We start from the raw sequence: 23,302 nt of genomic DNA, 5'->3' as shown, positions 1-23,302 counted from the left end.
TCCCGGCCTACTCTTCCTCGTCGGGCTTTCGAGCGAACATTACCTTGAGCGTGTTCAATCCTTCAGTTCGGGTCGTCCCCTTCGAGAGCCGGACGCCGTCGAACGTCCCGTTACGCCGAGCATCCCGAGGCCCCAGATGATCCATGTGATACACCCGTCTCGTCACCCACCCCAGGAGGAGCGTGAGCACGACGAACAGACCGATCGCTGTCGCCGTCGAAACGGGCGCGAACCCGACGACGACGCCGACGAGCACGTACACGAACGCGACGACGACCAGGAGAACTGTCACGGTGACGAGGATGTCGTTGACGGCTGTCATCCGGGCGTTGTAATCGATCCATCGGGCGTAGCTCCGGAGCAATCGTTCCTGGAATTCGCCGTCCCCCTCGTCTGCGATCGCCGTCTCGACGGCGTCGGCGTCCAGTCCACCCCGGAGGTTCGAGGAGGTGTAGGTGACCCCAGCCAGCCCCGTCGACACCAAAAGCAGCAGTCCTCCCGCGACCGTAAACGCATTCACGAATGCGGCGACGTCAATTTCCGTCTGTACCAGGATCGATCCCGCAGTGACGACCAGCCCGATCAAAAGCAGGTTCGCCTTCAGCAGTTCTATCGCCTTCCCGTCAATCTCCCGGAGCCGCTGGACCTGGTACTCGAAAGTGATCCGGAGTTCCTCTCGCGCCACTGGGACGACCTCGGTTTCCCCGGTGGCTTCGGCACCTCCCGGCGAGGGTCGGTTAGGACTTCCGTCAACCATAGCTGCTGTACACCGAGGGGATTGGTAACAGTGTCGCCGAGGTGATTGCAGTGGGCGACCGGTTCACCAAAACGTATCCGGTCCGCGAACCGATCCGATTTATAACATTTCGACTCGAACCGTGTTCTCACATGACGGACGACCGGCTTGTTGTACTCAACAAGGACGAAGACAGCATCTCGATTGTCGACCCAGATTCTGGAGAGACAATCGACCGTGTCCAGACCGACTTCAACCCTCACGAGGTCGAAATCGGCCCGGACGGAAAGGAGTTGTACGTCACCTGTTCGCTCGGCGGAACCCTCCTGGTTCTGAATACGGACTCCTGGGAAATCATCCAGCGGATCGAACACGAGCAGTTCGACTTCCCCCACGGGTTGGCTCTCAGGGAGTCGGCCGACGAGTTGTGGCTCGCATCGACATACAGCTCCCGCGTTTTCGTGTTCGACGTCGCCGGCGAGGGTGTCGAGCTGCGTTCCGTGTTCCCGACGTTTCAGGACAAGTCCCATATGGTGGCGTTCACGCCGGACGAGGAGACCGCGTTCGTCGCCAACATCGGCAGCGACAACGTCACCGCGATCGACGCCGACGAACGGGAAATCGTCGGAGACATCCCCGTCGGCGAAGCGCCCGAAGGGATCGAAGTCCATCCCGAAGGCGGGCTGCTGGTCGCCAACCAGGACGATTCGCGGCTCACAGTTGTCGATCCCGAAACGTTTGAAGAGCAGGGACAGGCGCTGCTGGGCGAAACGCCGATCCGGGTCGTCTCCTCGCCGAATGGTCGCCACGTCTTCGTTCCGAACCGCGAGGGCAACGACGTGAGCGTCATCGACACCAGCCACGAGCGAAACGACGAGATCCGACCCTGGGAGATCGCCCGCATCCCCGTGGGTATCTGGCCCGGCGGTACTACTTTCGATCCGACCGGAGAGCGGGCGTTCGTCGCGAACAACAAGACGAACGACGTGAGCGTCCTCGACGCCGACGAGTGGGAGGAGATAGACAGGTACGACGTCGGTCTTCACCCGGACGGCATCGCCTACCTTTCGCGGTGAAGTCCCGACAGTAAGACGGGCAGTTGCCTGGTCTCACACTGGTGGTCGGATGTGTGCCTCAAGTACACATAGTAGCGGCGTTGAAACGGCCTCGAACCGTAATATTTCCAGGGAGTGAATCCACGTGGACGAGGAACCGTACGCCAGCGACGGCACGGACGACACTGACACCGACGCGGAACAGGTTGCCGAGATCCGGGCATCCGAGTCCCTCTCTGAGCTGCGAACGCAATTCGAAACGGAGTCGATTCACGAGGCGTACTTTCGGGCGAAAGACGTCTGGAAGTCCACCGTCGATCCGACCTGGTGGGACGTCTCGGACTCGGGTGGACTCCCCGGAACGTGCGTTCGTCTCGACGGTCACGCGTTCCACGTCCACGGAGTCACACACGCGGACACGCCCGAAGAGCGAGCGTTCTTGAGAACGCACGTCCGACGATATCTCGACCGGGATGCGTCGGTGTACTGCGAACAGGGGATCCGCCCGCTTTACTTTCAGGACTTCGAGGGGGTCTGTGAGATGGACGATTACCGCTGGGCGATGGAGCAGTGCGTCCAACTGGCTGGTGAATCGTGGCTCGGCCCGCTCGAAGAGACGCCGTTCGACGCGTTGCTCGAGGACGTCAGTTCGATCGCCTCGACGTTCCGAGAGGCGACGTTTTCTGTCATCGAATCAGGGGCGTCCGTGTACGGCGACCGGTTCGAACGCGTCCTCGCCGACGTCGCAGCCGCGTTCGTGACCGATCACGCGGATCTCGCGACGGCGAAAAATTACGAGTCGTTCTCGCTGAGTCGCGATGCGAGTCGGAACCCCGATCGACTCCGTGACCTCCAGCGGTATTACGCCCGGGCGTTTCTCCCACAACCGCTGGAACGGGAGTGGCTCCGGCGACACGATCCCGAACTCGAGGTCGTCACACACGCACGAAACGAGCGAATGGCAGAGTACGCTGTCTACCACCACGACAACGCGAGTGAAGTGCATCTGCTCGTCGGTGCTGCCCACGGGCCGGGGATCAGACACTACCTGAAACAGTTTCAGCAAGGCCGGACAGTTCCCCCGTCGTTCGAGCCGCTGTAGGCGGCTGTCAGTCCTCTGTCGGGGTGGATGAACCGTGATCAGTCCTCTGTCGGGGCTGGTGGTTCGACCGGGTCCGGTTCGTCGATGTACTTTTCGGTCCAGGTTCCACGGGAGAACCAGACCACGCCGATCACTGCGCTGACGATGTGGCCGACGGTCATCCCCACCCAGATCCCGGTCGCGCCCCAGCCGGCGACGAACACCAGATAAAAGACGCAGGCCACCCGGCCGGCCCACAGGGAGATCAGCGAAATGGTCATCGCCGTCTTCGTGTTTCCAGCACCGCGGAACGCACCGAGGATGACCTGCGCGACTCCGATGAACGCGAACTCGACGGAGCGGATCCGGACGTAGTCGACGCCGTGACGGATCGTCTCGGCCGCCTGCGGCACGTCGCCGAGGAAGACCGCAACGATCGGCTCTGTGAACGCCACCGCGACGACCGCAACGAGGAGCATCACGCCCGCGCCGGTGCTCGCCGCGACGCGAACCGCCCGGGCGGCCCGATCGGCGCGGTCGGCGCCCAGGTTCTGGCCGACCATCGTGTCGATCGCGCGCCCGAGCCCCATCGCCGGGAGGAACACGAGCGATATGAGGCGGTTTCCGAGCCCGTAGGCGGCCACCACCGGCGGCGAGAACGTCACCACCATGGCGGTAAGGGTGATCATTGCCAGCGCGCTCGCGGTCTGCTCGACGCTGCTGGGGAGACCCAGCCGGAAGATGTCGGAGATGAACCCCAGATCCGGTGAGAGGTGGCGGATCCGGACGGCCGGACCGACGGTCGTCGTAAATAGCAGCCACAGCCCGATCGCCGTTGCGATGCCGCGAGCGATAATCGTCGCGAGCGCCGCCCCCTGGATGCCGAACCCGACGAACCCCGTCGCGGCGTAGGTCGCCGTCTCGATGGCCGCGAAGTCGATCGTCCCGACGATCGGGGTCGCGTCCAGCCAGACGAATATCGGGTTGTGCTGGAACCCGAAGATCAGGAAGGGATCGAGGACGACGTTGATAAAGACGGACACCACCATCACGAACATCGGCGTCCGGGTGTCTCCGTACCCCCGCAGTAGCGCGCTGAACACGAAGAAGCCGAACATCAGCGGGATCCCCAGGAAGATGACCTCCATGTAGTCGGCCGCAAGCGGGATCACCGTCGCGGCCGTCTCGGGATCGCTCGGCAGCAGCTCCAGGGCCGGACGCGTGTAAAAGTAGCCCCCGATCCCGATGACGACGGAGAGTGCCGCCACCGTCGTGATCGTCTGTCCGGCCACCAGCCCCGCGGATCGATCGCCTTTCGCGCCGGTGTACTGGGCAACCAGGATCGCTCCCGCGGTGGTGAACCCCCCGGCGACGGCGATTAAAAGGAAGATCAGCGGGAACGCAAGGCTGAGTGCCCCCACCGCCTCCGCCGACAGGCGGCCGAGATACAGGGTGTCGACGACGTTGTACGTCACCTGCAGCAGCTGGATGACCAAAATCGGCCAGGCGAGCCGGAACAGTGGCCGGAGGAGGCTCCCCTCGGTGATCGAATCACGCGGCTCGTCGCCGTCGTCGTCTTCACCGTCGCTAACGTCCGGCGGATTGTCGGACGTCTCGTCGGGAGGTGTACCGGAGGGCGTCGCGTCGGGATCGTCTTGCTCGTCGTCCCCCGGCGAAGCGGGGTCTGTCACTTTTGCAAGGCTGGACTGGCGGAGAAATCAACGTTCCGATGTCGGAAGGCCGGTTGCTTCGGTAGCACAAGGGCGGTTGCTTATAAGAGTCGCCCGCGAACTCCGACGGTATGGGTCGGGTCATCCCGGACCACTGGGCGGCAGATCTGGCGACGCCGTCAACCCTGGTCTGGCTCCTCCTCGTCAATGCCGTCGCGTTTCTCGTCGGCGTGGAGTTTTACGTCGACACGTTGGACGAGGTGCCGACGATCCTGTGGCCGCTGTACGCCGATTCCCCGACGGCGATCGCGCTGGCGACGCTCGCGCTGGCGACGCTACTCCCCAATCTCGGTCGGCAACCGCATCAGGCACCGAGAAATCGACCGCTGGCGTATCTCCACACGTTCGCGTTCGTCTGGCTCGTGAAGTTCGGCCTCTGGACGTTCGTCGCCCTCACGCTTCGTCCGGAACTGTACCTGTTCGCGGCGGGAGCGCTGTGGGACTACTGGGGAATCGTGATCACGCACTTCCTGTTCGTCGCCGAGGCGTTCCTGTTTCCACACGCGGCGGCGACGACGCCGGGGGCGCTCGCGTCGGCGCTGGCGTTGCTTCTGGCAAACGACGTGTTCGATTACGTCTTCGGCTACCATCCTCCGCTCGAGTACGAACCGGGGCTGGTGCTGCCGGTGATCTCCGTCGGCCTTTCGGTTTTCGCCGTCGCGCTCGCGTGGTGGGCGTTCGAACCACTCTCCGAGTGGTCGGCTACGCTCGAGTCGTGAGTAGCGACGAGCGGAGACGTTATCGGCCCCCGGGACCTACCAGTTCGTAATGGCGACTCGAGCGAAGGTGTGGTGTCCCGGGTGTGGTTTCGAGGGTGCGTTTGACTCGCTATCGGAAGCCAGGGAGTGGATCGACGACCACGAACGCGAGACAGGCCACGACCCGTCATGGGAGATCACCGGGATTGCGACCGGCGTCGAACGTGCAGGGTCAGCGGCCGGCGTGTGCGGGATTCCGGGATCGGAAGACGATCTCGACGGCGAGTAGTCACTCCGTGGAATCGTCCCCTTCGGGTCCGCTTTCAGTGTGGTCCTCGACGCGGTCGTCGAGCCGTTTTTCGACTTCCTCGCCGATCCGCTCGTCGACCTCCGCTTCGATCTGATCGGCGACGTCGTCCTCGAGTTGGTCTTCGACTTCCGCCTCGATCTGGTCGCCCATTCCGTCTTCCATCTGTCGTTCGACGGCCTGCTCGACCTGCTGTTCGACGGCCGAGGTGACCTCCTCGGGAACCTGCTGTTCGACCTCCGAGGTGACCTCTTCAGGGACTCGTTGTTCCACTTCCGAGGTAACTTCCTCGGGAACACGTTCCTCGATTTCCTGGGTTACCTGTTCCTCGGCTTCCCCCGGTACGGTGTCCTCGACCTCCTGGGCGACCGCCTCCTGGGCCTCCGCTGCGACTTCCTCCTCGAGAATCCGTTCGTAGACGCTCATGTTCTCCCACACGCGGAGGAAATATCCGAACACGAGCCCCCCCTGGAACGCCGCGACGCGCGGGTCCATCCCGACGAACAGGAGGTAGGCGAACCCGGCACTGAACGCGATGCCGTAGATGACGTCGATATAAAACTGCGTCTGGCGACCTTTGAAGCGAACCGTCATAGTCAGTGGAAATACGACCGTGAGTCACTAAGGTCCAACTGTTTTCACGCAGGTCCCGATCGCGCAGTTGCGCCTCAAATTACCAGGAACGTGAGATAGGACCCGGCTGTCGCGACGATCGGCACGACGTTTTGCATCACGATCACTCTGACCGTCGTCTCCGGATCGAACAGGTCGGAGGTCGCCGGCGGAGCCTCGGCGTCGTCGGTGTGGCGATTCCGTCGGTCCGGGGCCTCACCGTCGATAGCTGGCTGTCCGACCGTCGGCGCACCTGCGTCTTCGGAGAGTGCGCCGACCGATACCTGCGGCGATGTGGTTCCACGGACTGCGTCGCGAATCGGGATCCGGTCGGTCGAGCGACCCCAGCCGAGGCCGACGATACAGACGGTGGCGATGATGACGAAACTGGCCGGAATCCCGATCGCCGACAGCGCAATCACGATCCCGGAACTCAAGACGGCGACGATGATGGCCGCGGTGAGCGGAAGGTCGGTAATGTCGTTTCCAAGCGTCTCCATGGTCCGCCGGGCAATCGTGAACGCCCCGACCGCCACGGCGGCAGAGCCGAGTACAATTCCGGGATTCATCGCGATTGCGCCACTGCCAACGAGCGGAGCGATCGCGTTTGCGATGTTGCTCGCCCCCGAGCTGAACGCCATCAGACACCCGATTCCGACCACGACTGCGGTGCCGAGGAGCTCCCGTCTACTCGTCTGTTCTCCCGGAACTGGTCGCGGAACCGTCGCTTCCCGGTCGATCTTGACGAGCGGCCCCTCGCTCTGTTCGATGGCGATGATCCGGTCGAGGTCGTCGTAGAAATACCGGCCGATCATCACTGCCATCCAGAAGCCGATCACCGGCGAGATGATCCACCACGCCAGGATTTCCCCGATCACCGCAAAATCGAGGACGCCCCGGGCGAGGGCAAGTCCGGCGATAGCGCCGACTGCCGTCATCGAGGTCGACGACGGCGCGCCGGTGAGGTTCCCGATGAGCAGCGCCCCGCCGATGAAGAACAACACCAGGATGCTCGCCTCCAGCGTGAACACGGCGGTATCGTGGACGAGGTCATCGCCGAGCGTGTCGACGACGTTGCGACCGATAGTGAACGCTCCCAGGAAGAAAAACACCGACATCAGCCCTCCGGCGGCCGCCTTCGGAAGCACCCCTGCCCCGACGGCCGGCCCGAACGCGGGCCCGGTCGTCGCACCGCCGATATTGTAGGCGACGAAACAGGCGACGAGGAGACCAATCGCGAGCAGCGGGTCGATCACGGTTCGAATGGGTGTTGTCGTTTGATTTTATAAGGCGTGACGCTTTTCGACGGCCGACAAACGCGCTTATATTACCGGTCGACCTACGGGATGGCGTGACGACGCTCCGGATCGACCTCCACGTTCACTCTGAAGACTCTTATGACGGCCACGAGCCGGTGGATCTCATCCTCGAACACGCCGCCGACATCGATCTCGACGCCGTGGTCATCACCGACCACGACGTGATGGGAGAGTCGATTCGGGCGGCCGAACTGGCTCCAGCGTACGGACTCGTCGGAATTCCGGGCGTGGAGGTGTCGACCGCCCACGGTCATCTCCTCGCGGTCGGTGTCGATCGGATGCCCCCTCACCGGCACCCGTTCGACGAAACGGTGGCCTGGATCCGCGAGAACGGCGGTGTCGCGGTCGTTCCCCACCCGTTCCAGCGTTCGCGCCACGGAGTTCGACGGCGCTACGTCGCCGACTGTGACGCCGTCGAGGTGTTCAACGCCTGGCTGTTCACCGGCTACCGGAACCGCCGGGCTCGTCGATTCGCTGCCGAGCACGGCTACCCGGGGGTCGCCGCCAGCGACGCCCACACGCTCGAGTACGTCGGTCGCGCGTTCAGCGAGATCGACGTCGGCGACGTTCCCCGGGAGGCGGTGACCGGCGAGCACGTTCTCGATGCGATCCGGAACGGGGAGACGAGCGTTCGGGGGCGCCGGGCCCCGATCCCGATGGCCAGCAAGCATTACGCGATCGCTGCTGCACGCAAGAGCGCTTACTACAGCAAGAAAAGCGTGAAAGCCAGCGCGACGTACACGAAGGCCAGTGCACTCAAAACGGCATCGGCCGCCAAACTCGGCGCGATCCGCGGCCGCCACGGTCTCTCCCGCATCGCGTCGTTTTTCGAGTGAGTTACTCCCGACCGGACGGAGCACGTGGTGGCTGTCGACACGTCGACGAGTAGCCGAACCGAACGAAAAGACGTTTACTCCCCGTGGTCGACGGGGGTAACGTGATCCCACGGTTCCTCGGCCGACTCGGACTGGCCGATTACGTCACCACGGCGAACGCGGCACTGGGCTTTCTCGCCGCGGTAGCGGCGACCATGGACGTGGGGATCGCCGCCCGGCTGCTGTTGCTTGCGGCGATCATGGACGCACTCGACGGTATCATCGCCCGCAAATACGGATCGACTCCGGCAGGCGTGTATCTCGACTCGCTTGCCGACGTCGCCTCATTCGGCGTCGCGCCGGCGTTCCTCGTTTCCTACACCGTGCTCACCGAGTGGGGAATGCAAGAGCCGTTCGCGCTGGTGGGCATCGCGATCGGGGCGGTGTTCGTCGGGATGGCGGTGATCCGGCTGGGGCTGTACAACGCCTACGACATTGGGTCGAAGGAGACAGAGGGTGTCCAAACTACCCTCGCTGCGACGGTTCTCGCGGCAGCCGTGCTCGCCGGCTACACTGCTCCGGCGTTCCTCGTGCCGCTCACCGCCATTCTCGCGGTGTTGATGGTAACGCCGATAACGTACCCGGATCTTCACCCGCAAGACGCCGCAGTCATGGGGATCGTCCAGGTCCTCGCAATCGTGCTCACGGGCCAGCCCGGCGAAGTGTTCGCGTTCTCCCTGCTGTTCCTCTCGCTCGCGTATCTCCTGTTTGCTCCGCGGTTCTACTGGCAGGATCACCTCGACCTATAACGATACGTCCGGAATCCGACGTCAAATTCCCGGAGCCGGTAACGACAACCCACAACGTCTGTTATTCACCGAAACCCCTATTGTCCAACCTTAATAATACAGGTTGTCAATGGCGCTACTTGGTAACATGCCCCCTGAACCGGGAGATCCGGAGTGGGAAGACTGGGCGAACGAAAAACTGGCAGACGTCGATTTCGACACCGAACTCGGTCGGGAGATGGCCAGGGACGCGCTGCGGTTGGCCGACGGGGATCTGTCCGAGAGCGAATTTTACGGGCGATACCACGAGCAGGTTCTCGAAGAGTTCGGTATCGACAGGCGGGGTGAAGCGATGGAATCGGCGGAGTTCAGCGAGGGCAAAAAAAGCGGTGGCGAAACCTGTGGTTGCGGAAACTGTAGTTGTGGTGCCGCCGGAGGAGGCGGCGGTGGAGGAAGCGGCGGTGGAGGAAGCGGCAGTGGGGGAAGCGGTGGTGGAGGAGGCGGCGGTGGGGACGACGGCGCGCTGCCGGGTGTACCTGGAGAGGAGCATTCGCGTCGCTCGGTACTCAAAACTGCGGGAATGCTGGGCGCTGCGGCAGTTGGCCTGGGGAGTCTCGAGGGTGCGGCGGGCGGCGGTCACGCCGATGACGGCGACGGCGACGTCCAGATGGGAATGGCGATAAACACCAACCAGTGTGTCGCCTGTCTCCAGTGTGTCGAAGCCTGCAACGAGGAGAACAACAACACGGCCGACGCCCTATGGATGTTCGTCCACCGATACGTCGAGGACGACTACCGTGATCGGGAGTCGTACCTCCCGCGCCCGTGTCAGCACTGTTCGGAGCCGTCGTGCTCGACGGCCTGTCCGGTGCAGGCCCGTTACAAACGCGAAGAAGACGGCATCGTGATGACCGATTACGACCTGTGTGTGGGCTGTCGCTACTGCGAGATCGCCTGTCCGTACGGCGTCAACTACCTCCAGTGGGGGGAACCACGCGAACTCGAACAGTTCGGAGATCACCTCGACATCGACACTCCACGGGAAACCACTGGTGGAGTCCACGCGGGAGGAAACCCGCCCCAGGGAGTGATGGGGAAATGTACGTTCTGCGTCCACCGGCAGGATTCCGACGACGAGGAGCTACGCGGGACGACAGCCTGCGAGGAGGTCTGTCCGGTCGATGCGATTCACTTCGGAAACCTGGAGGACTCCGAAAGCGCCCCCCGCCAGCACCTAGAAGAACTCGACGACGACGCCAGCACGTTCAGGCTTCTCGAATGGATGGGAACCGAACCGAACGTCATCTACGTCGGTGACGAACCGGGAGCCCCAGCGACGCCGGTGGAGGGACCACGAACGGTCGAGGACATGCACCGGGATCTGACACGCGAACGGAAGGGGCGACCACCCGTAGAGTATCCAGCCCAGGGAAGTGATGAGGATGGCAGCTAGAACCGAGTACAGCTGGGACCACCTCTCGGGGGTTTCGACTCGTCTACTGGGGTTGATCGTCTTCCTTACAGCGATAGCGCTTCTTACTCTCGAGGCCATCGTCCATCAAGTCCAGCACGGCCTGGTCGTCACTGATCTGGCCGCCCAGGGAACCCAGGCGGGCACCACCTGGGGACTGTACATCGGGACGTTCGAGTGGTTCGCCGGGATGGCGGTCGCCACCCTTGCCATCACGGGATACATCCGGTTTTACGAACTCGACGAGTACGACATGATCGCCCGGATCGCCAACATCTGGGCGTTCATCTGTGGGCTCACTGCGGCCTGGCTGATCATCATCGATCTCGGGACGCCACATCGGGTGTTGACGATCCTCGCTCAGTGGCCCTCGACCGTGGTTCACTCGCCGCTCGCGTGGGACGTCACCTTCGTGACGACGCTTCTGGTCTTTACGCTGACGATGCTCACGATCTCGCTCCGCCTCGACTTTCTCCGCACCGAAGGTTCACTCCCCCTGCATGCAGATGTCGTCAGGCGGGTGGTCAGCTTCGGGGCAACAGAAGCGGAGATCCCCAAACTCGAGTCGATGCGAAAGTGGCTCGGACTCGGCCTGATGGTGCTGGCGTTCACCGCCGGGATGATCCCCGGGATCCTTCTGGGAGTCGTCGGCCAACAACCGGGCTTTTTCGGACGCGAGCAAGGTATCATATTCGTCATCAACGGGCTGGTCGCCGGGACCGCCCTCGTGACGCTTTCGGCCGGGATCTTGCGGTTGCAGTTCGCCTGGCACGACAAACTCTCCGATCGTGTCATGCGCGGGCTCGGGCAGGCGCTCACTACCTTCGGGTTCGTCTTCCTTGTCGTGATGTTCAACGAGGTGCTCCAGGGACTAACCGGAATGCAACAGTTCTTCGAACAGCGGATCAGCGACGCCATCCTGTTCGGGTCGCTCTCGCCGTTCTTCTATTCGAGTATCGTTCTAGTCGGGGTGCCCACGCTATTGCTCGCGATATTCAAGTACCAGCTGGGTGTGAAATACATCAACGTGCTTTCGTTCTCGATGATGCTTGGCGTCTGGATCAAGTCGATCCTGAAGGTCATCGAACCGCTGGTGTTCCCCGTGGTGCCCGGGTTCATCGGAAGCTACAATCCGACGATCGTCGAGTGGATCATCACCATCGGTGCGATCGCGATAGCGCTGCTTTTGTTCGTCGTTATCGCGAAAGTAATCCCTCTCGCGCGGGATTCCAGCAGGGAGGTGGATCGGTAATGGCCGCTCACCAGATCCCCGTCGGCGCGCTCGTCATCGTGTTTCTGATCCTGATGCCCGTGTACGTGACTGTCGCAGCGTGGCTGTTCGCCGAACCGCGGGCGTATCGAACGCCAGCAATCGGATTCGTTTACATGGGTGGGATCACGGTCGCGATGATCGCCTCCACTGCACTGCTGGGAATCGGATTTTGGATTATCGCGAATCTACCGCTATGACACGAACGACCCACAGTTCACCGCAAAAGCCCTCCAAGCCAACAACCAACACACAAAATCCTTCAAAAGACTCATGACCGATTCACAAGACTCGAACACGGACGCAACGTGTGCGGATTGCGACGCGTCCTCGGCTGACGACCGGGGTGTATGTCCCACGAAACGACGGCGAATACTCGCCGGACTGGCAGCCGGCGGGTCGGCCGCGCTGGCCGGCTGTACCGGCCTCCTCGGGGCGCCCGGGGAGCACCAGATCCGCGGAGGCGACGAGGTGTACGACGTCTCGTTTGCAGAACAGGAGACCACGATCGAAATCAGGGGCAGCCAAACAGTATTACGAGCGGCCGAAGAGCAGGACCTCTCGCTGCCGTCCGACTGTCGAGCCGGATTCTGTGGCGTCTGTCTCTCGCGGGCGGACGACGACGCCACCTCGGCCGTACACATGGCGACTAACAACTACGACCGACTGACCGAGGCAGCCGTCGAGGCGGGGTATTTCCTGCCCTGCACGAGTCAGCCACGCAGCGACTTCTCTGTGACGACCGGTATTTCCCCGGACGAGCTCGAGGAGTTCGCGCCGGATGATCCGGACAACGGCGAGGAACCGAACGACGAACCTGGAGACGTCGGGAGACGCCACGCTATCAGGTACGTCAACGAAGGATGGATCATTCCGGTCGGCGAACGACAAAATCTGCTCACCGCTGCCGAAGACGTGGGGCTCGACGAACTGCCGTACCAGTGTCGTGTGGGGCGATGTGGCGTCTGTCTCGCCCGAATCGACGGGGACGCGACCGAACTGGTCGAACACGAGTCGATCGGATACGGTCCACTCGACGAAGACGCCCTGCGTGAGGGTTACGTGCTACCGTGTACCGCACAACCCCGTGGCGAATTCGAACTCGAGTCGAACAGAGCGGGCGATCTGTGACGGGGCGCCCACCGACCGCCCGATGAGGGAGGTCACATTCCCATGTCGGCTGCCGGCTCTGGAATCGGTAGCCGGTGAGGGGAAACGCCGAGGAGTTCGGCGGCGTGATCCAGCGCCATCTCGAAGCCGTAGTAGCGTTCGAGTTCGTCACCGTCGACGCGGCGCCGAACGCGAACCATCGCATAGCCGTCAGTGTTCTGGGCGACGACGGCGGTCCGGTCGTCAATTGTGAACTGCAAGACTCTCTCCGTGTCTCTGGTGACGTACCGGGCGGTGATTCCGTCCCGCGTCAGTTCGGCTTCGTCCGTCCGGTCGCCCGTCGAGGCGTCGTCGGCCATATCCGATTGACCGGGGTCCGAATGCCTAACGGTGTCGAAAACTGTCTGTTCCTTCGGGCAGACTGATGCATCGTTACCAGTAAACAGTCTCCGGGCCACCCCACTGCCGACCCGCAACGACGATGAGGAGTGCAACACCGGCAGTAATCACGAGTGTTATTCCGGTCGCGATTCCTCCCGGTCCTACAAGCGAACTCGGGAGCTGTACCAGTCCTGCAAGTACTGTCAGTAGTGTTACTACTCCGCCGATCGCCGCGAGCAGCATGGCAGTCGAGTCGTCCATGTCCTCGTCTGCGTTGCCCCGGGAAATAAAACGTGCCGCCGTCGCTTTGGATGCCCGAACGAACGTTCCGGTGTCAACTCTCTCGGCCCTCTTACAGACAGAACATAAACGGATACACCAGCGCCACCCGGTCGCCATCGGAAAGCTGCGTGTCGAACCCGTCCAGGTTCTCGTTGAACCGACCGTTGACCATGACCCTGGCGAACGCGACGGTCTGTTCCCCTTCGGGATTCTTTCGCCAGGTTCCCGGCGGATCATCCACCGGTGCCCAGCCGCGGGCGGTCGCCTCCTCCTCCCGCGAGGCGATGATCATCGACTCGATTTCGGGATACTCCGCGAAGAATTCCTCGAGGAACTCCCGGAGGGTCGTCCCCTCGAACGTGTACTCGAACGAGTGGTCTCCCAGTTCCATGCGGACGTGACCCGTACACCGGACCTCGACGGTCGTCTCGGCGCGGTCGTCTGCTGCAGGTTGTGTGTCCTGGTCACCCCCAGTTTTTTGCGTACGCTGTGGTGTCATCGTGCGCGATAGGAGTTCTAACGGCCAAAGAAATCGGGCGAACATGTTCGTACGGGCATTCACTCGGATACGGTCCGTTGGCCCACACAACCAATGAACCCACACGCTATCGACACGGAACAGCAGCCCTTCGTCCTCATCTGGGAGGTGACCCAGGCGTGTGAACTCGAGTGCAAACACTGCCGGGCGGACGCCCAGCCGGACCGGCATCCCGACGAGCTCACGACCGCGGAGGCCGAAGCGTTTCTCGAGGACGCGGCGGAGTTCGGGAAGGGGCAGCTCGTCGTGCTCTCCGGGGGCGATCCCCTCGCCCGCGAAGACCTCGTCGACCTCGTCGAGTACGGCACGGAGCTGGGCCTCCGGATGACACTCACCCCAAGCGGGACCGAATCGCTCACCCCGGCGGTGATCGACGACCTCGCCGACGCGGGACTGAAGCGGCTCGCGGTCAGCCTCGACGGGACGACGGCGACAGCCCACGACGAGTTCCGCGGGGAGGAAGGGAGCTTTAAAAGCACGATGACAGCCGCGAGACACGCCCGCGATTCAGGCATTCCGCTCCAGCTCAACACCACCGTCTGTGCGGAGACCGTCGAGGAACTCCCTGCCCTTGCAGACCTCGCAGAGGAGTTGGGGACAGTGCTGTGGTCGGTGTTCTTCCTGGTGCCCATCGGTCGGGGACGAATCCTGGACCCGATCGATCCCGAGCGCGCCGATCGGGTGATGGAGTGGCTGCTGGATCAGGCGAACGAACGCTCTTTCGGCGTGAAGACCACCGAAGCTCCCCAGTATCGACGGGTCGCGATCCAGCGGAACAGCGACGGGAGCGCCGAAAGCGACGACCGCGACGGCATCGGCCGGCGCGTCGGGATCCGGGCGGGGGACGGCTTTGCGTTCGTCAGTCACCTGGGGCAGGTGTATCCCTCCGGGTTCCTCCCCGAACCGGCCGGCTCCGTTCGCGAGGAGAGCATCGTCGACATCTACCGCGACACGCCGCTGTTCGAGCGACTGCGCGAGGAAGACCAGTTCAAAGGAAAGTGTGGTGCCTGCGAGTTCAAACACGTCTGTGGCGGCAGCCGGTCACGGGCGTACGCTTACAGTGGCGATCCGCTCGAAAGCGATCCGCTGTGTCCGTACGTGCCCGACGAGTACGACGGCCCGCTGCCACTCGAACAGTTCGCGATCACTGAAAAGCCGATCTGAACGATCCGTTACTCTCGGCGTATTCTCGCTGATTCAGTCGTCTCCGCGTCGCCGCCGATCAGCGGGGGCAAGTCTTCCAGGAACTGTTTGACGATCGTCTCCTCGATCCGGTGGAGAATGTCGCTACAGGTTGACTTGGCGATGGCCAGTTCCTCGGCGAGTTCCGTCAGCGTACACTTCCTCGGGGTGTCGTAATATCCCATCTCGACTGCAGTTCGGAGCACCTCCTGTTGTCTGTATGTCAACAGCTGTTCGGGGTGTCGTCGCTCGTGGACGTATTCGACGTCGAACTCCAGCCCCATCGCCTCGAACTGCTCGCCCAGTGCCGAGAGCTTCTCGTGTGCGCCGGCGACGTCGACCGTGGCGACTCCATCCCGGATCTCGACGGGCATCTCGACGGAGATCCCGGCCTGCTTGGCAGCCGGGAGAATGACCGGCGTGGCGGTCTCGATCTGGATGGTCGCCGTCGCCTCGGTCCGCTGGAGCGTCGAGCAGTCGATCACCGTCTCGTGGTCCGTCACCTCTGCGAGAATCGCGTCCGGGTCCGGCGCGTGGATCTGAACCAGCGCGATCCCCCGACCCTCGGCTGGGATCGCGGTGAGCACGCGGAACGTCACCTCGGGATGTCGCCGGGAGATCTCTGCGATCCATGGTCCCGGCGGGAGGGTGACGTTCAGTCTGGCCTGCGTCATGTCCTCCCGTCGGGACTCCAGCCGGTAATGTGCATCGACGGGCGAGCTGTGGTCGGGCATCCGTATTCAACCTACTCCTCCAGGTGTACTCGCGTGACGTATCCCCCACACCCACACTGATCCACGTATTCGACGTCGATTTCGATCCCGTCTTTCGACCCGAACTGCTCGTGGAGCACACCGAAGAGGTAGTCGGACGGGTGGCCGTGGCTCGCGTGCGTGACGAGGTTCACGTGGCATCCGGGGGCGGTACGATCGACGGCGTCGATCGCCTCCGCGAGCACGCGATCCCTGTCGTCGGCGTGCTCGGGCCCTTCGAGGTTTGCGGACCACGACGTCTCGTGAACCTGGTCGTTGGATCCGGGTGCGGGGGATGTCGAATCACTACTCATTACTGTTTCCTCGGGGCTGCACCGGGGAGCCCGTGGCGGCGAACATGTTCGCATTAATCCGGATGGCCACCCGGACCAAACGGACGGATGTGATGCCCAAACTCGACGTCCGGGAGATCGAGGGTAAACCCTGCGATGACGTCATGGCTGCGCTGGAGGGACTGGATCGCGACGAATCACTGCTGCTGATCAACAGCTTCGAACCGGAACCGCTGTACGAGGTCCTCGAACGTCGCGGGTTCACCTACACGGCGACCAACCCGGAACCCGACTGCTGGCATATCGAGATCGAACACGCCTGAGGGATCCCTCATGCGGAGTCGCGCTGTCTCAGAGAGAACCAGATCGCACAACAGACCGACAGCGCGACGGCGACCGTGGTGATCGCGAACGCGATCCGATAGCCGAACTCCGAATAAACGACCGCTCCCGCGACGATCTCTCCCGTCCGGTACTGATCGAGCGCGATGCCCATGACCGGCGGCAAAACAGCGGCGCCGAGGAATCCCGCCCCGTTGACGGTCGCAGTGGCGACGCCGCTCGCCTCGGCCGGGTACAGTTCTTTGATCACGGGGAGTGCAAGCGCAGTGAATCCGAGGCCGAGACCGATCACGAAGTAGGCGAGTGCGACGACGGGCAACGGGGGAGAACCCGAGACCGGAATCACGGCGAGGGCGACCGTAAACAGCCCGAGACCGACGATCATCGGGAGCAATCGACGCCCCAGCCTGTCGGATATCCAGCCGACCACTGGGCCGCCGAGGAGCATGCCGACAGCCCCGATAAGCGTGAAGTACGAGGCCGTCGTGACGTCGAGGTCGTGGACCACGACCAGATACGGCACCCCCCAGAGGCCGATCACCGTCAGAATGGTCCCCATCGCCGAGAAAAAGACGATCGAGAGCAGCCACTGGTCGGGATCGGCCAGCAACCGTCGCAAATTCCCGAGCGTCTCCGCGAGGGTCACGGACGACGCCTCGGGGACGTTCTCGATCGGCTCGAGACCGGCTTCGGCGGGCGAGCGCCGAACCAGCACCCAGACGCCCCCTCCAGCGAGGAACCCGACCGCTGCGAACGCGAGTATCGTCGGTCGCCAGCCGAGCGCCCCGATGAGCATCGCCAGCGGCGTCGTCGCGATGATCGCACCGAGGCCCGCCATACCGGCGGTGAGCCCCGTCATCGTCGCAAATTCGCCTGCCCGGAACCAGTTCGCACAGAACCGGATCGTGGAGATGAAAATTACTCCGCTTCCGAGACCGATCAGCGCACGGGAGAGAAACGCCGCGAGGTAGCCGGTACTGAGTGCGAACCCGACCGCACCGGCGCTGAGGGTGATCGCACCCGCCGTCCCGACGAACCGCGCGCCGTATCGGTCGGCAAGGATCCCCGTGGGAATCTGGACGAGCGCGTAAATGACGAAAAAGGAGGCGTGTAGCGTGCCCAGCTGGGACGCCGTCACACCGAACGCGGCGATCAGTTCCTCGGAGAGAACAGCCGTCGACAGACGGTGAACGTTGACGAGCAGGAAGACGCCGATCAGGGATCCCCAGCCAAGCCAGCGGCGCCTTTTCGGATCCGATAGAAGCTCCATGAGAGTAACGGTCACTGAATACGTCAATCGCACCTGGAAAGTAGGTTACGAACGGGTCGACGAGAAATCTCTCCTTACCAGTTACGTGTCCCGAACAGCCGTCAGTACTGGAAAACACCCGATCGTGAGTACTCGAACGATCGGTCGCCCCTGAGGCAATCGTCCGGTGTCATTTATCAATCGACATTTCACAGACGATCCCCACCGACGGTTCTACACTTTCGGGTTCCGTTGTCAACAGTCCACCTGCTCCAACTCTCTTCGGTGCATTGTCGTCGATTCCTCGTCCCTGGTCTCTACCTTCTCTCCCGGATAGCCACGTCAATATCCGCCAGAGCACACTCGACGGCATAGTCGGCTTTCGTATCGATTTCCGCCGCCCGATTCCTGACCGTCCCGGCGAACGAATCGTTCTCGAGGTCCGCGGTGTTGTGCCGGACGATATATAAGGCCGACTCGAGTGCACTTTCGGCGAGTAATACGCCCGTGACAGCGTCAGGAGTGGCATTCTCGGCACCGAGTTCGACGGCGACTTCGGCGGCCTCCAGGACCGAGAGACACGCTTCCGCGATCGTAAGCGGTACGCCGGTTGCCCGGCGTTCCTCTGTGGTCGTCTCCTCGCTGTCGGTGTCGGCTCCCCGAACCACCGACCGTAACGCTTCGATGGCCTCGGCATCGGCGTCCCCCAGTTGGAGCAAGCGGACGCGTGATCGTCGCAGTTCCGCCCGCGCTTCCGCGAGCAGTTCAGTTTCAGCGGTCGGTCGCTCCACGGGTGCGTGTTCTGCATGGATGCAGGTCATTTCACACAACGCCGCCCCGGCCGCCCCGACGATTGCGGCTGCTGTTCCTCCCGCGGGAACGACGCGCTCGGAGGCTACGGCCTCGAGGAATTCTCCGATCGGCTCCTCGGCGTAGTTCATAGTCGTACACTGTCCTCACTCGACATTACGGTTGGCTTCCGTCCCGTCGTTTTTTTTGGGCGATCGCCCGCATGTTCGTAGCGCCGATACTGTCCGCGACAGCCTCGACCAGTCGTTCGAACACGTCTTGCAGATCGCTTTCGTCGTTCAGGACGACTGGATGCACACCTGTCTGCCGTCGTCGATCGTGGCTGACAGGGATCGCCTCCGCGAGACGTGTGACTCACTCCCCTCGAGTTGACTCCCGAAACTCGACGTCGGACGGTTCGGCGTAATGGAACACGTCGTCTTCGGACTCCTGTTCGGACGCGTTTCGTTCCGCCTCCGGGTCGGTCTCCGCCTCCCCGGGATTCGAATCGTCTTCGTCGATTTCCAGCTGATCGTCGCGCAGTTCTTCGAGTCTCGCTTCCAGCCGGTCCTGAATCTCGTCGCGATCGACCGTCCCAGACACGGTTCGCGGAAGCGAATCACCGAAGACGATAACCCGCGGACGTTTGAAGTCGGCGAGTCGGTTCTCGCAGAACGCGGTCAACTCCCCGCGGCCCACCGGCTCTTGTGCAGTCTCTCGATCGGACCCTTCCGGGGCGGTGTCGCCGGTTACATCCGCGGTTACGTCACCAGGGCGAACGTCGGGGACGATCACTGCACCCACGATCTCTCCCCACGTGTCGTCGGGGACGCCCACCACTGCAGCGTCCGCGACGTCGGGATGCCCCCGGAGTACGTCGACGACCTCGCCTGGATCGACGTTCTCGCCGCCGGTGACGATCCTGTCGTCCAACCGGTTCGTCACGTACAGTTTGCCGTCGTCGTCGACGTAGCCGACGTCCCCGGTGTGGAATCCTTGCTCGCCGAACGAGTCCTCTGTTTCCTCGGACAGTCCGTAGTAGCCGGGAACGACAGTTGGACCCGAGACTACAATCTCCCCGTGTTCGCCGGGGTGAACTGGCTCGCCGTCTTCGTCGACGATCTCCACGTCGGTCCACAGCAACGGTCGGCCGACGGTTCCGCGGTGGGCGAACGCCTCGTCGGGAGCGGCTGTGGCGACTTGGGAGGCGGTCTCGGTCATTCCGTAGGTGGGATACACCGGGATCGAAAAGCCCTGACACCGCTCGACGAGCTCGGCCGTGGCCGGCGCACCGCCCAAAAGTACAACTCGAAGCGAGTCCGATAGCGTCCCTCTGACGTCCAGCATCCGCTCGAGCATCGTCGGAACCAACGAGACGCCGGTTACGTCGTACCGGTCGATGTCGTCGGCGGCCGGGCCGGCCTCGAACCCCTCACGGAGAACGATCGTCGTTCCGTACAGCGTCGCTCGATACAAGGGTGCGATCCCGCCAGTGTGATGCAGCGAGAGCGTGACCAGCCAGCGATCCTCCGGAGCGGTTCCCAGCCTGAACGCGGACGCGACTGCACTCGCGAGGACGTTCCCCATCCGGACGTCGACCGGTTTCGGCGTCCCGGTGGTTCCGGAGGTGAAAAGCAAGAGGAGCGGATCAACGCGCTCCCAGGGGGCGACGATCACCTCGCCGGGCTGGACGGTAGAAAGGGCCGTGACAGTTTCACCCGTGTCCCCGTCGGAGAGGTTCCCGTCGGACGCATCTCCGGTTGCGACGTCTCCCTCGGTTGGATCGACGGTGACGAGGGGAACGTCGGTGCCATCGACGGCGGCAACCGCTCGCTCCAGCGTCTCTTCCCCACAGGCGAGCGCGGTAAGGTCGGCCCGTCCCACCCGATCGGCGAGTTCGGGTTCCGTGAGGTCGTGACCCAGCGGAACCAACACGAGCCCGAGCCGCATGGCGGCGTGGACGAGTCGGACGTACGTCACGCGGGGCGGCAAAACCACGCCGAGGTGATCTCCGGGCTTGAAGCCGAGCGTGGCGAGCCGGCCGGCGAGGGCGTCGACCTCTTCGTCGAGTTCGGCGTACGTCCAGGTCTCGCCGTCGCGTGCGCGGATCAACGCCTGGCGATCCGGCGTCGCCGCCGCCCTGTGTGACAGCCAATCGCGCATAGTGGGCGATTCATAGCCTCCTACTACTGTGTTCCGGTCGCTTTCGATCTCTCGCTTTCCGAATCTTTACTGAATCCGTTCACTCGGCCGGCTTTCGAACGGTCAACACTGGCACGTCGGACGTCCGAACGACTCGCTCGGTGACCGAACCCAGGAGATACCTGTCGATCCCCCGGCGGCCGTGTGTCCCCATCACCACGAGATCGATGTCGTGATCGTCGATGTACTCGCGGATGGATCGGTAGGCCGTCCCCGATACGACGCTCGTTTCGCAGTCGAGACCGGCGTCGTCTGCGATTTCGGCGATGCGTTCGACCGCCCGTTTTCCCTCGGATTCCAGCGCCTCCATCACGATTTCGGCGCCCGCCTCGAGCGTCGAGTAGGCTGCACCGTCCACGACGAACAGCGCGTGAACCGTCGCGTCGTACTTCTCCGCGATGTCGATCGCGTGTTCGATCGCCGCCTCGGCCGCCGGGCTCCCGTCCGTCGGGATCAGGATTCGGTCGTACATCGAGTGAAGCTACGACCCCTTCCGTTAAAAACCATGATATAAGCGACGGCGAGGCAACCGGGCGGAACGTCGACCGACCGGGCCGCCGACGGAAACCCGAAAACATTCTTGGGACGGAGTGAAACGGAGGGTTATGCGCCGGATCGACCGCGTCGTCGCGGCCGTCGCGGCCGTGGCAGTTGCCGGGATGCTCGCCCGGTTCGTCCGGCTGGGCGCGCGGCCGTTCCACTGGGAGGAGGCCCGCGTCGGCTACTGGACGCTCCGGTACGCCGACACCGGGAGCTACGCGTACCGACCGGTGGGCGGCGGTCCGCTGTTGTATCACCTCAACGAGACGCTGTTTGCGGTGCTGCCGGCGACGGACGCGAGCGCCCGCGCCGCGGTGGCGCTCCTGGGAGGTGGACTGGCGCTTGCCGCGTTGCTGTTCCGAAGCCGGCTCCGGGACGACGAGACCGTCGCACTCGCGGTTGTGCTCGGGTTCGCGCCCCTTTTGCTCTACTACAGCCGGTTTCTGCGCGGCGATCTCCCCGTCGCCGCGTTCGCCTTAATTGCAGTCGGCCTGACAGTTCGCGCAGTCGACGCGGACGACGCGCGGTTCCTCTACGCGGCCGGTGTCGCCGCCGGACTCGCCGTCGCCGCCTCGATGCAGGCACTGGGCTATCTCGCTGCGTTCGCGGCCGCGTTCGTCTTTGCGGTAGATCACCGGCGCGTGCGCGACGCGGAAGCGCTTTCGGAACGCCGAGTCGCGGCGGTTCGATCGTTCGCGGATCGCTGGCTCGGTCCAGTCGCCGGGAGCGCTCTGGCGTTTGCGGCGACGCTGTTCGTCGCGTACGTGCCGCGCGGCAGTGATCTCGGCCCGTTCGCGCTGTTCGAGGCCGCACTCGTGGAGCCGTTCGACGCCGCAACTGGTGTATACGTCGCCGGCCGGGAGGGAACGCAGTTCCTCGATGCGGTGGCGTTCGCCGGCGAGTCCCTGACGGTCCTTGGGTTTCCCGTGCTCGTCGCCGCCGCAATCGGCTTCTTCGCCCAGCGGTACGGGATTCGGGCCGACGAGGGTGACGGTAGATCTGGATTTTTGATCCGCTGGGCAGGGCTGGCTGCCGGGTTCGGTGTTCTGGTGTTCTCGCTCGGAAACGAGGTGCTCGCCTCCTGGGTGCTCGTCCACGTCACGGTCGTGCTTTCGATTCCGGCGGCGGTCGGGATCGCCCTGCTTTACCGGTCGGCCAGGACCGCGCTGGCGGCAGACGACGCCGCCCGCCTCGCTGCAGTGCTTTTGGTGTTGCTCGCCCTCGCCGTTCCGACGGTCGCGCTGGCGGCGGACGCGTACGCGACCCCGGTTGATCCGACAGTTGGCGCTGGGGACGAGTACCACGACCGATTCGCTCACTTCGCCCAGCCCGCCGACGACCTCGAACCCCTCGTCGGTGATATCGCCGACGCGATCGGCGGGACGAACCACGGAGAACCCGGAGTTGGGAGTCCGGAGGTCGGTAGCCCAGACGCCGTCTACGTCGGCGACCGGTTCGCGGTTGCCGACGAGCGTGCGTTCGACGCGCCGCCGCTGTCGCAGGAAGAGGCCGCCACGTTCGGCGAACGCCTCCCGCTGCCGTGGTATCTCGAACGCGCAGGTGCGCAGTCGGAAAGCGTTGCGTCCCCCGACGGACTCGCCCAGTACGTCGGCGACGACGCAGACGATGACCCGCCAGCGGTCGTGTTGACGACACCGGAGCACCGGAACGCAGTGGCCGAGCGACTCGACGGCTACCAGGAGCGGAGCTATCGGACGGCACTGGAAGACAGGGAAGTCGTCGTCTTCCTCCGCGGATAA

Annotated in this window: 27 protein-coding genes; 13 read left to right on the top strand and 14 right to left on the bottom strand. The window is 63.5% G+C overall.

What is annotated here, in order from left to right; translation table 11 throughout:
• Positions 1 to 7: 7 nt before the first annotated feature.
• The gene (locus AArcCO_RS08255) at positions 8 to 757 is read right to left on the bottom strand and encodes a hypothetical protein (protein ID WP_259532945.1); all 750 of its coding nucleotides are present in this window, start codon (positions 755 to 757) and stop codon (positions 8 to 10) included.
• A gap of 131 nt (positions 758 to 888) precedes the next feature.
• Between AArcCO_RS08255 and AArcCO_RS08250 the strand changes: the two genes are divergently transcribed.
• A complete protein-coding gene (locus AArcCO_RS08250; RefSeq protein WP_259532944.1) occupies positions 889 to 1,812 on the top strand; it encodes a YncE family protein in 924 nt (307 codons plus the stop codon).
• A gap of 124 nt (positions 1,813 to 1,936) precedes the next feature.
• Positions 1,937 to 2,893: a hypothetical protein gene (locus AArcCO_RS08245; RefSeq protein ID WP_259532943.1), complete on the top strand. Its 957-nt coding sequence runs from the start codon at positions 1,937 to 1,939 to the stop codon at positions 2,891 to 2,893.
• Between the two features lie 38 nt (positions 2,894 to 2,931).
• On the opposite strand, the gene AArcCO_RS08240 is transcribed toward AArcCO_RS08245, so the two are convergent.
• Entirely contained in the window at positions 2,932 to 4,563 is a 1,632-nt protein-coding gene (locus tag AArcCO_RS08240) for an MATE family efflux transporter (protein WP_259532942.1), read from the bottom strand.
• Between the two features lie 110 nt (positions 4,564 to 4,673).
• Here AArcCO_RS08240 and AArcCO_RS08235 point away from each other — a divergent pair, with 110 nt between their 5' ends.
• Together AArcCO_RS08235 and AArcCO_RS08230 are read left to right on the top strand one after the other, a co-directional pair.
• Complete coding sequence (locus tag AArcCO_RS08235) at positions 4,674 to 5,321, top strand: DUF1405 domain-containing protein (protein WP_259532941.1); 648 nt, start codon at positions 4,674 to 4,676, stop codon at positions 5,319 to 5,321.
• A 49-nt stretch (positions 5,322 to 5,370) separates the two neighbouring features.
• Complete coding sequence (locus AArcCO_RS08230) at positions 5,371 to 5,589, top strand: DUF7542 family protein (protein WP_259532940.1); 219 nt, start codon at positions 5,371 to 5,373, stop codon at positions 5,587 to 5,589.
• On the opposite strand, the gene AArcCO_RS08225 is transcribed toward AArcCO_RS08230, so the two are convergent.
• Together AArcCO_RS08225 and AArcCO_RS08220 are read right to left on the bottom strand one after the other, a co-directional pair.
• Positions 5,590 to 6,201 carry a hypothetical protein gene (locus AArcCO_RS08225; protein ID WP_259532939.1) on the bottom strand — a complete coding sequence of 204 codons (612 nt, stop codon included), beginning with the start codon at positions 6,199 to 6,201 and terminating at the stop codon, positions 5,590 to 5,592.
• Positions 6,202 to 6,275: 74 nt separating this feature from the next.
• A complete protein-coding gene (locus AArcCO_RS08220; RefSeq protein WP_259532937.1) occupies positions 6,276 to 7,475 on the bottom strand; it encodes an inorganic phosphate transporter in 1,200 nt (399 codons plus the stop codon).
• Positions 7,476 to 7,570: 95 nt separating this feature from the next.
• Here AArcCO_RS08220 and AArcCO_RS08215 point away from each other — a divergent pair, with 95 nt between their 5' ends.
• From AArcCO_RS08215 to AArcCO_RS08190, 6 genes are all read left to right on the top strand, one after another.
• Complete coding sequence (locus tag AArcCO_RS08215; protein WP_259532936.1) at positions 7,571 to 8,374, top strand: CehA/McbA family metallohydrolase; 804 nt, start codon at positions 7,571 to 7,573, stop codon at positions 8,372 to 8,374.
• A 101-nt stretch (positions 8,375 to 8,475) separates the two neighbouring features.
• Positions 8,476 to 9,162 carry a protein sorting system archaetidylserine synthase gene (locus AArcCO_RS08210; RefSeq protein WP_259532935.1) on the top strand — a complete coding sequence of 229 codons (687 nt, stop codon included), beginning with the start codon at positions 8,476 to 8,478 and terminating at the stop codon, positions 9,160 to 9,162.
• A gap of 127 nt (positions 9,163 to 9,289) precedes the next feature.
• On the top strand, positions 9,290 to 10,594 hold the full coding sequence (locus AArcCO_RS08205) for a 4Fe-4S ferredoxin N-terminal domain-containing protein (protein WP_259532934.1): 1,305 nt from the start codon (positions 9,290 to 9,292) through the stop codon (positions 10,592 to 10,594).
• Positions 10,584 to 11,864 carry an NrfD/PsrC family molybdoenzyme membrane anchor subunit gene (gene nrfD / locus AArcCO_RS08200; protein WP_259532933.1) on the top strand — a complete coding sequence of 427 codons (1,281 nt, stop codon included), beginning with the start codon at positions 10,584 to 10,586 and terminating at the stop codon, positions 11,862 to 11,864. Before AArcCO_RS08205 ends, nrfD begins: the two co-directional genes overlap by 11 nt.
• Positions 11,864 to 12,082: a hypothetical protein gene (locus AArcCO_RS08195; protein WP_259532932.1), complete on the top strand. Its 219-nt coding sequence runs from the start codon at positions 11,864 to 11,866 to the stop codon at positions 12,080 to 12,082. The genes nrfD and AArcCO_RS08195 overlap by 1 nt, the downstream gene beginning before the upstream one ends.
• A 73-nt stretch (positions 12,083 to 12,155) precedes the next feature.
• The gene (locus tag AArcCO_RS08190) at positions 12,156 to 13,013 is read left to right on the top strand and encodes a 2Fe-2S iron-sulfur cluster-binding protein (protein WP_259532931.1); all 858 of its coding nucleotides are present in this window, start codon (positions 12,156 to 12,158) and stop codon (positions 13,011 to 13,013) included.
• Positions 13,014 to 13,045: 32 nt separating this feature from the next.
• Here the strand turns inward: AArcCO_RS08190 and AArcCO_RS08185 are convergent, their stop codons facing one another.
• The 3 genes from AArcCO_RS08185 to AArcCO_RS08175 all read right to left on the bottom strand — a co-directional run bounded on the left by AArcCO_RS08185 (position 13,046) and on the right by AArcCO_RS08175 (position 14,154).
• Entirely contained in the window at positions 13,046 to 13,351 is a 306-nt protein-coding gene (locus tag AArcCO_RS08185; protein WP_259532930.1) for a DUF7111 family protein, read from the bottom strand.
• A gap of 73 nt (positions 13,352 to 13,424) precedes the next feature.
• Positions 13,425 to 13,634 (bottom strand): hypothetical protein, encoded by a 210-nt coding sequence (locus tag AArcCO_RS08180; RefSeq protein WP_259532929.1) that lies wholly within the window; start codon positions 13,632 to 13,634, stop codon positions 13,425 to 13,427.
• A 91-nt stretch (positions 13,635 to 13,725) separates the two neighbouring features.
• Positions 13,726 to 14,154 (bottom strand): MoaD/ThiS family protein, encoded by a 429-nt coding sequence (locus AArcCO_RS08175; protein WP_259532928.1) that lies wholly within the window; start codon positions 14,152 to 14,154, stop codon positions 13,726 to 13,728.
• A 93-nt stretch (positions 14,155 to 14,247) separates the two neighbouring features.
• On the opposite strand from AArcCO_RS08175, the gene AArcCO_RS08170 reads away from it, so the two are divergent.
• A complete protein-coding gene (locus tag AArcCO_RS08170; protein ID WP_259532927.1) occupies positions 14,248 to 15,357 on the top strand; it encodes a TIGR04053 family radical SAM/SPASM domain-containing protein in 1,110 nt (369 codons plus the stop codon).
• A gap of 8 nt (positions 15,358 to 15,365) precedes the next feature.
• Here the strand turns inward: AArcCO_RS08170 and AArcCO_RS08165 are convergent, their stop codons facing one another.
• A complete protein-coding gene (locus AArcCO_RS08165; RefSeq protein ID WP_259532926.1) occupies positions 15,366 to 16,109 on the bottom strand; it encodes a helix-turn-helix domain-containing protein in 744 nt (247 codons plus the stop codon).
• 11 nt (positions 16,110 to 16,120) lie between these two features.
• The gene (locus AArcCO_RS08160; RefSeq protein ID WP_259532925.1) at positions 16,121 to 16,441 is read right to left on the bottom strand and encodes a CGCGG family putative rSAM-modified RiPP protein; all 321 of its coding nucleotides are present in this window, start codon (positions 16,439 to 16,441) and stop codon (positions 16,121 to 16,123) included.
• Between the two features lie 44 nt (positions 16,442 to 16,485).
• Between AArcCO_RS08160 and AArcCO_RS08155 the strand changes: the two genes are divergently transcribed.
• Positions 16,486 to 16,743 carry a DUF2249 domain-containing protein gene (locus AArcCO_RS08155; protein ID WP_259532924.1) on the top strand — a complete coding sequence of 86 codons (258 nt, stop codon included), beginning with the start codon at positions 16,486 to 16,488 and terminating at the stop codon, positions 16,741 to 16,743.
• An 8-nt stretch (positions 16,744 to 16,751) separates the two neighbouring features.
• Here AArcCO_RS08155 and AArcCO_RS08150 read toward each other — a convergent pair whose 3' ends face one another.
• From AArcCO_RS08150 to AArcCO_RS08130, 5 genes are all read right to left on the bottom strand, one after another.
• Entirely contained in the window at positions 16,752 to 18,032 is a 1,281-nt protein-coding gene (locus tag AArcCO_RS08150) for an MFS transporter (RefSeq protein WP_259532923.1), read from the bottom strand.
• A gap of 296 nt (positions 18,033 to 18,328) precedes the next feature.
• Positions 18,329 to 18,952 (bottom strand): cyclodeaminase/cyclohydrolase family protein, encoded by a 624-nt coding sequence (locus AArcCO_RS08145; RefSeq protein ID WP_259532922.1) that lies wholly within the window; start codon positions 18,950 to 18,952, stop codon positions 18,329 to 18,331.
• Positions 18,953 to 18,977: 25 nt separating this feature from the next.
• Positions 18,978 to 19,118, bottom strand: coding sequence for a hypothetical protein (locus AArcCO_RS08140; protein ID WP_259532921.1), 141 nt, complete (start codon positions 19,116 to 19,118; stop codon positions 18,978 to 18,980).
• Positions 19,119 to 19,175: 57 nt separating this feature from the next.
• Positions 19,176 to 20,963, bottom strand: coding sequence for a class I adenylate-forming enzyme family protein (locus AArcCO_RS08135; RefSeq protein WP_321170488.1), 1,788 nt, complete (start codon positions 20,961 to 20,963; stop codon positions 19,176 to 19,178).
• A 79-nt stretch (positions 20,964 to 21,042) separates the two neighbouring features.
• Complete coding sequence (locus AArcCO_RS08130) at positions 21,043 to 21,474, bottom strand: universal stress protein (protein ID WP_259532920.1); 432 nt, start codon at positions 21,472 to 21,474, stop codon at positions 21,043 to 21,045.
• Positions 21,475 to 21,607: 133 nt separating this feature from the next.
• Here AArcCO_RS08130 and AArcCO_RS08125 point away from each other — a divergent pair, with 133 nt between their 5' ends.
• On the top strand, positions 21,608 to 23,302 hold the full coding sequence (locus AArcCO_RS08125) for a flippase activity-associated protein Agl23 (protein WP_259532919.1): 1,695 nt from the start codon (positions 21,608 to 21,610) through the stop codon (positions 23,300 to 23,302).

The organism is Halalkaliarchaeum sp. AArc-CO, assembly GCF_024972735.1.
GTDB lineage: Archaea > Halobacteriota > Halobacteria > Halobacteriales > Haloferacaceae > Halalkaliarchaeum.
Note: the sequence above shows the minus strand (reverse complement) of the source record. Positions and strands in the feature narration are given on the sequence as shown.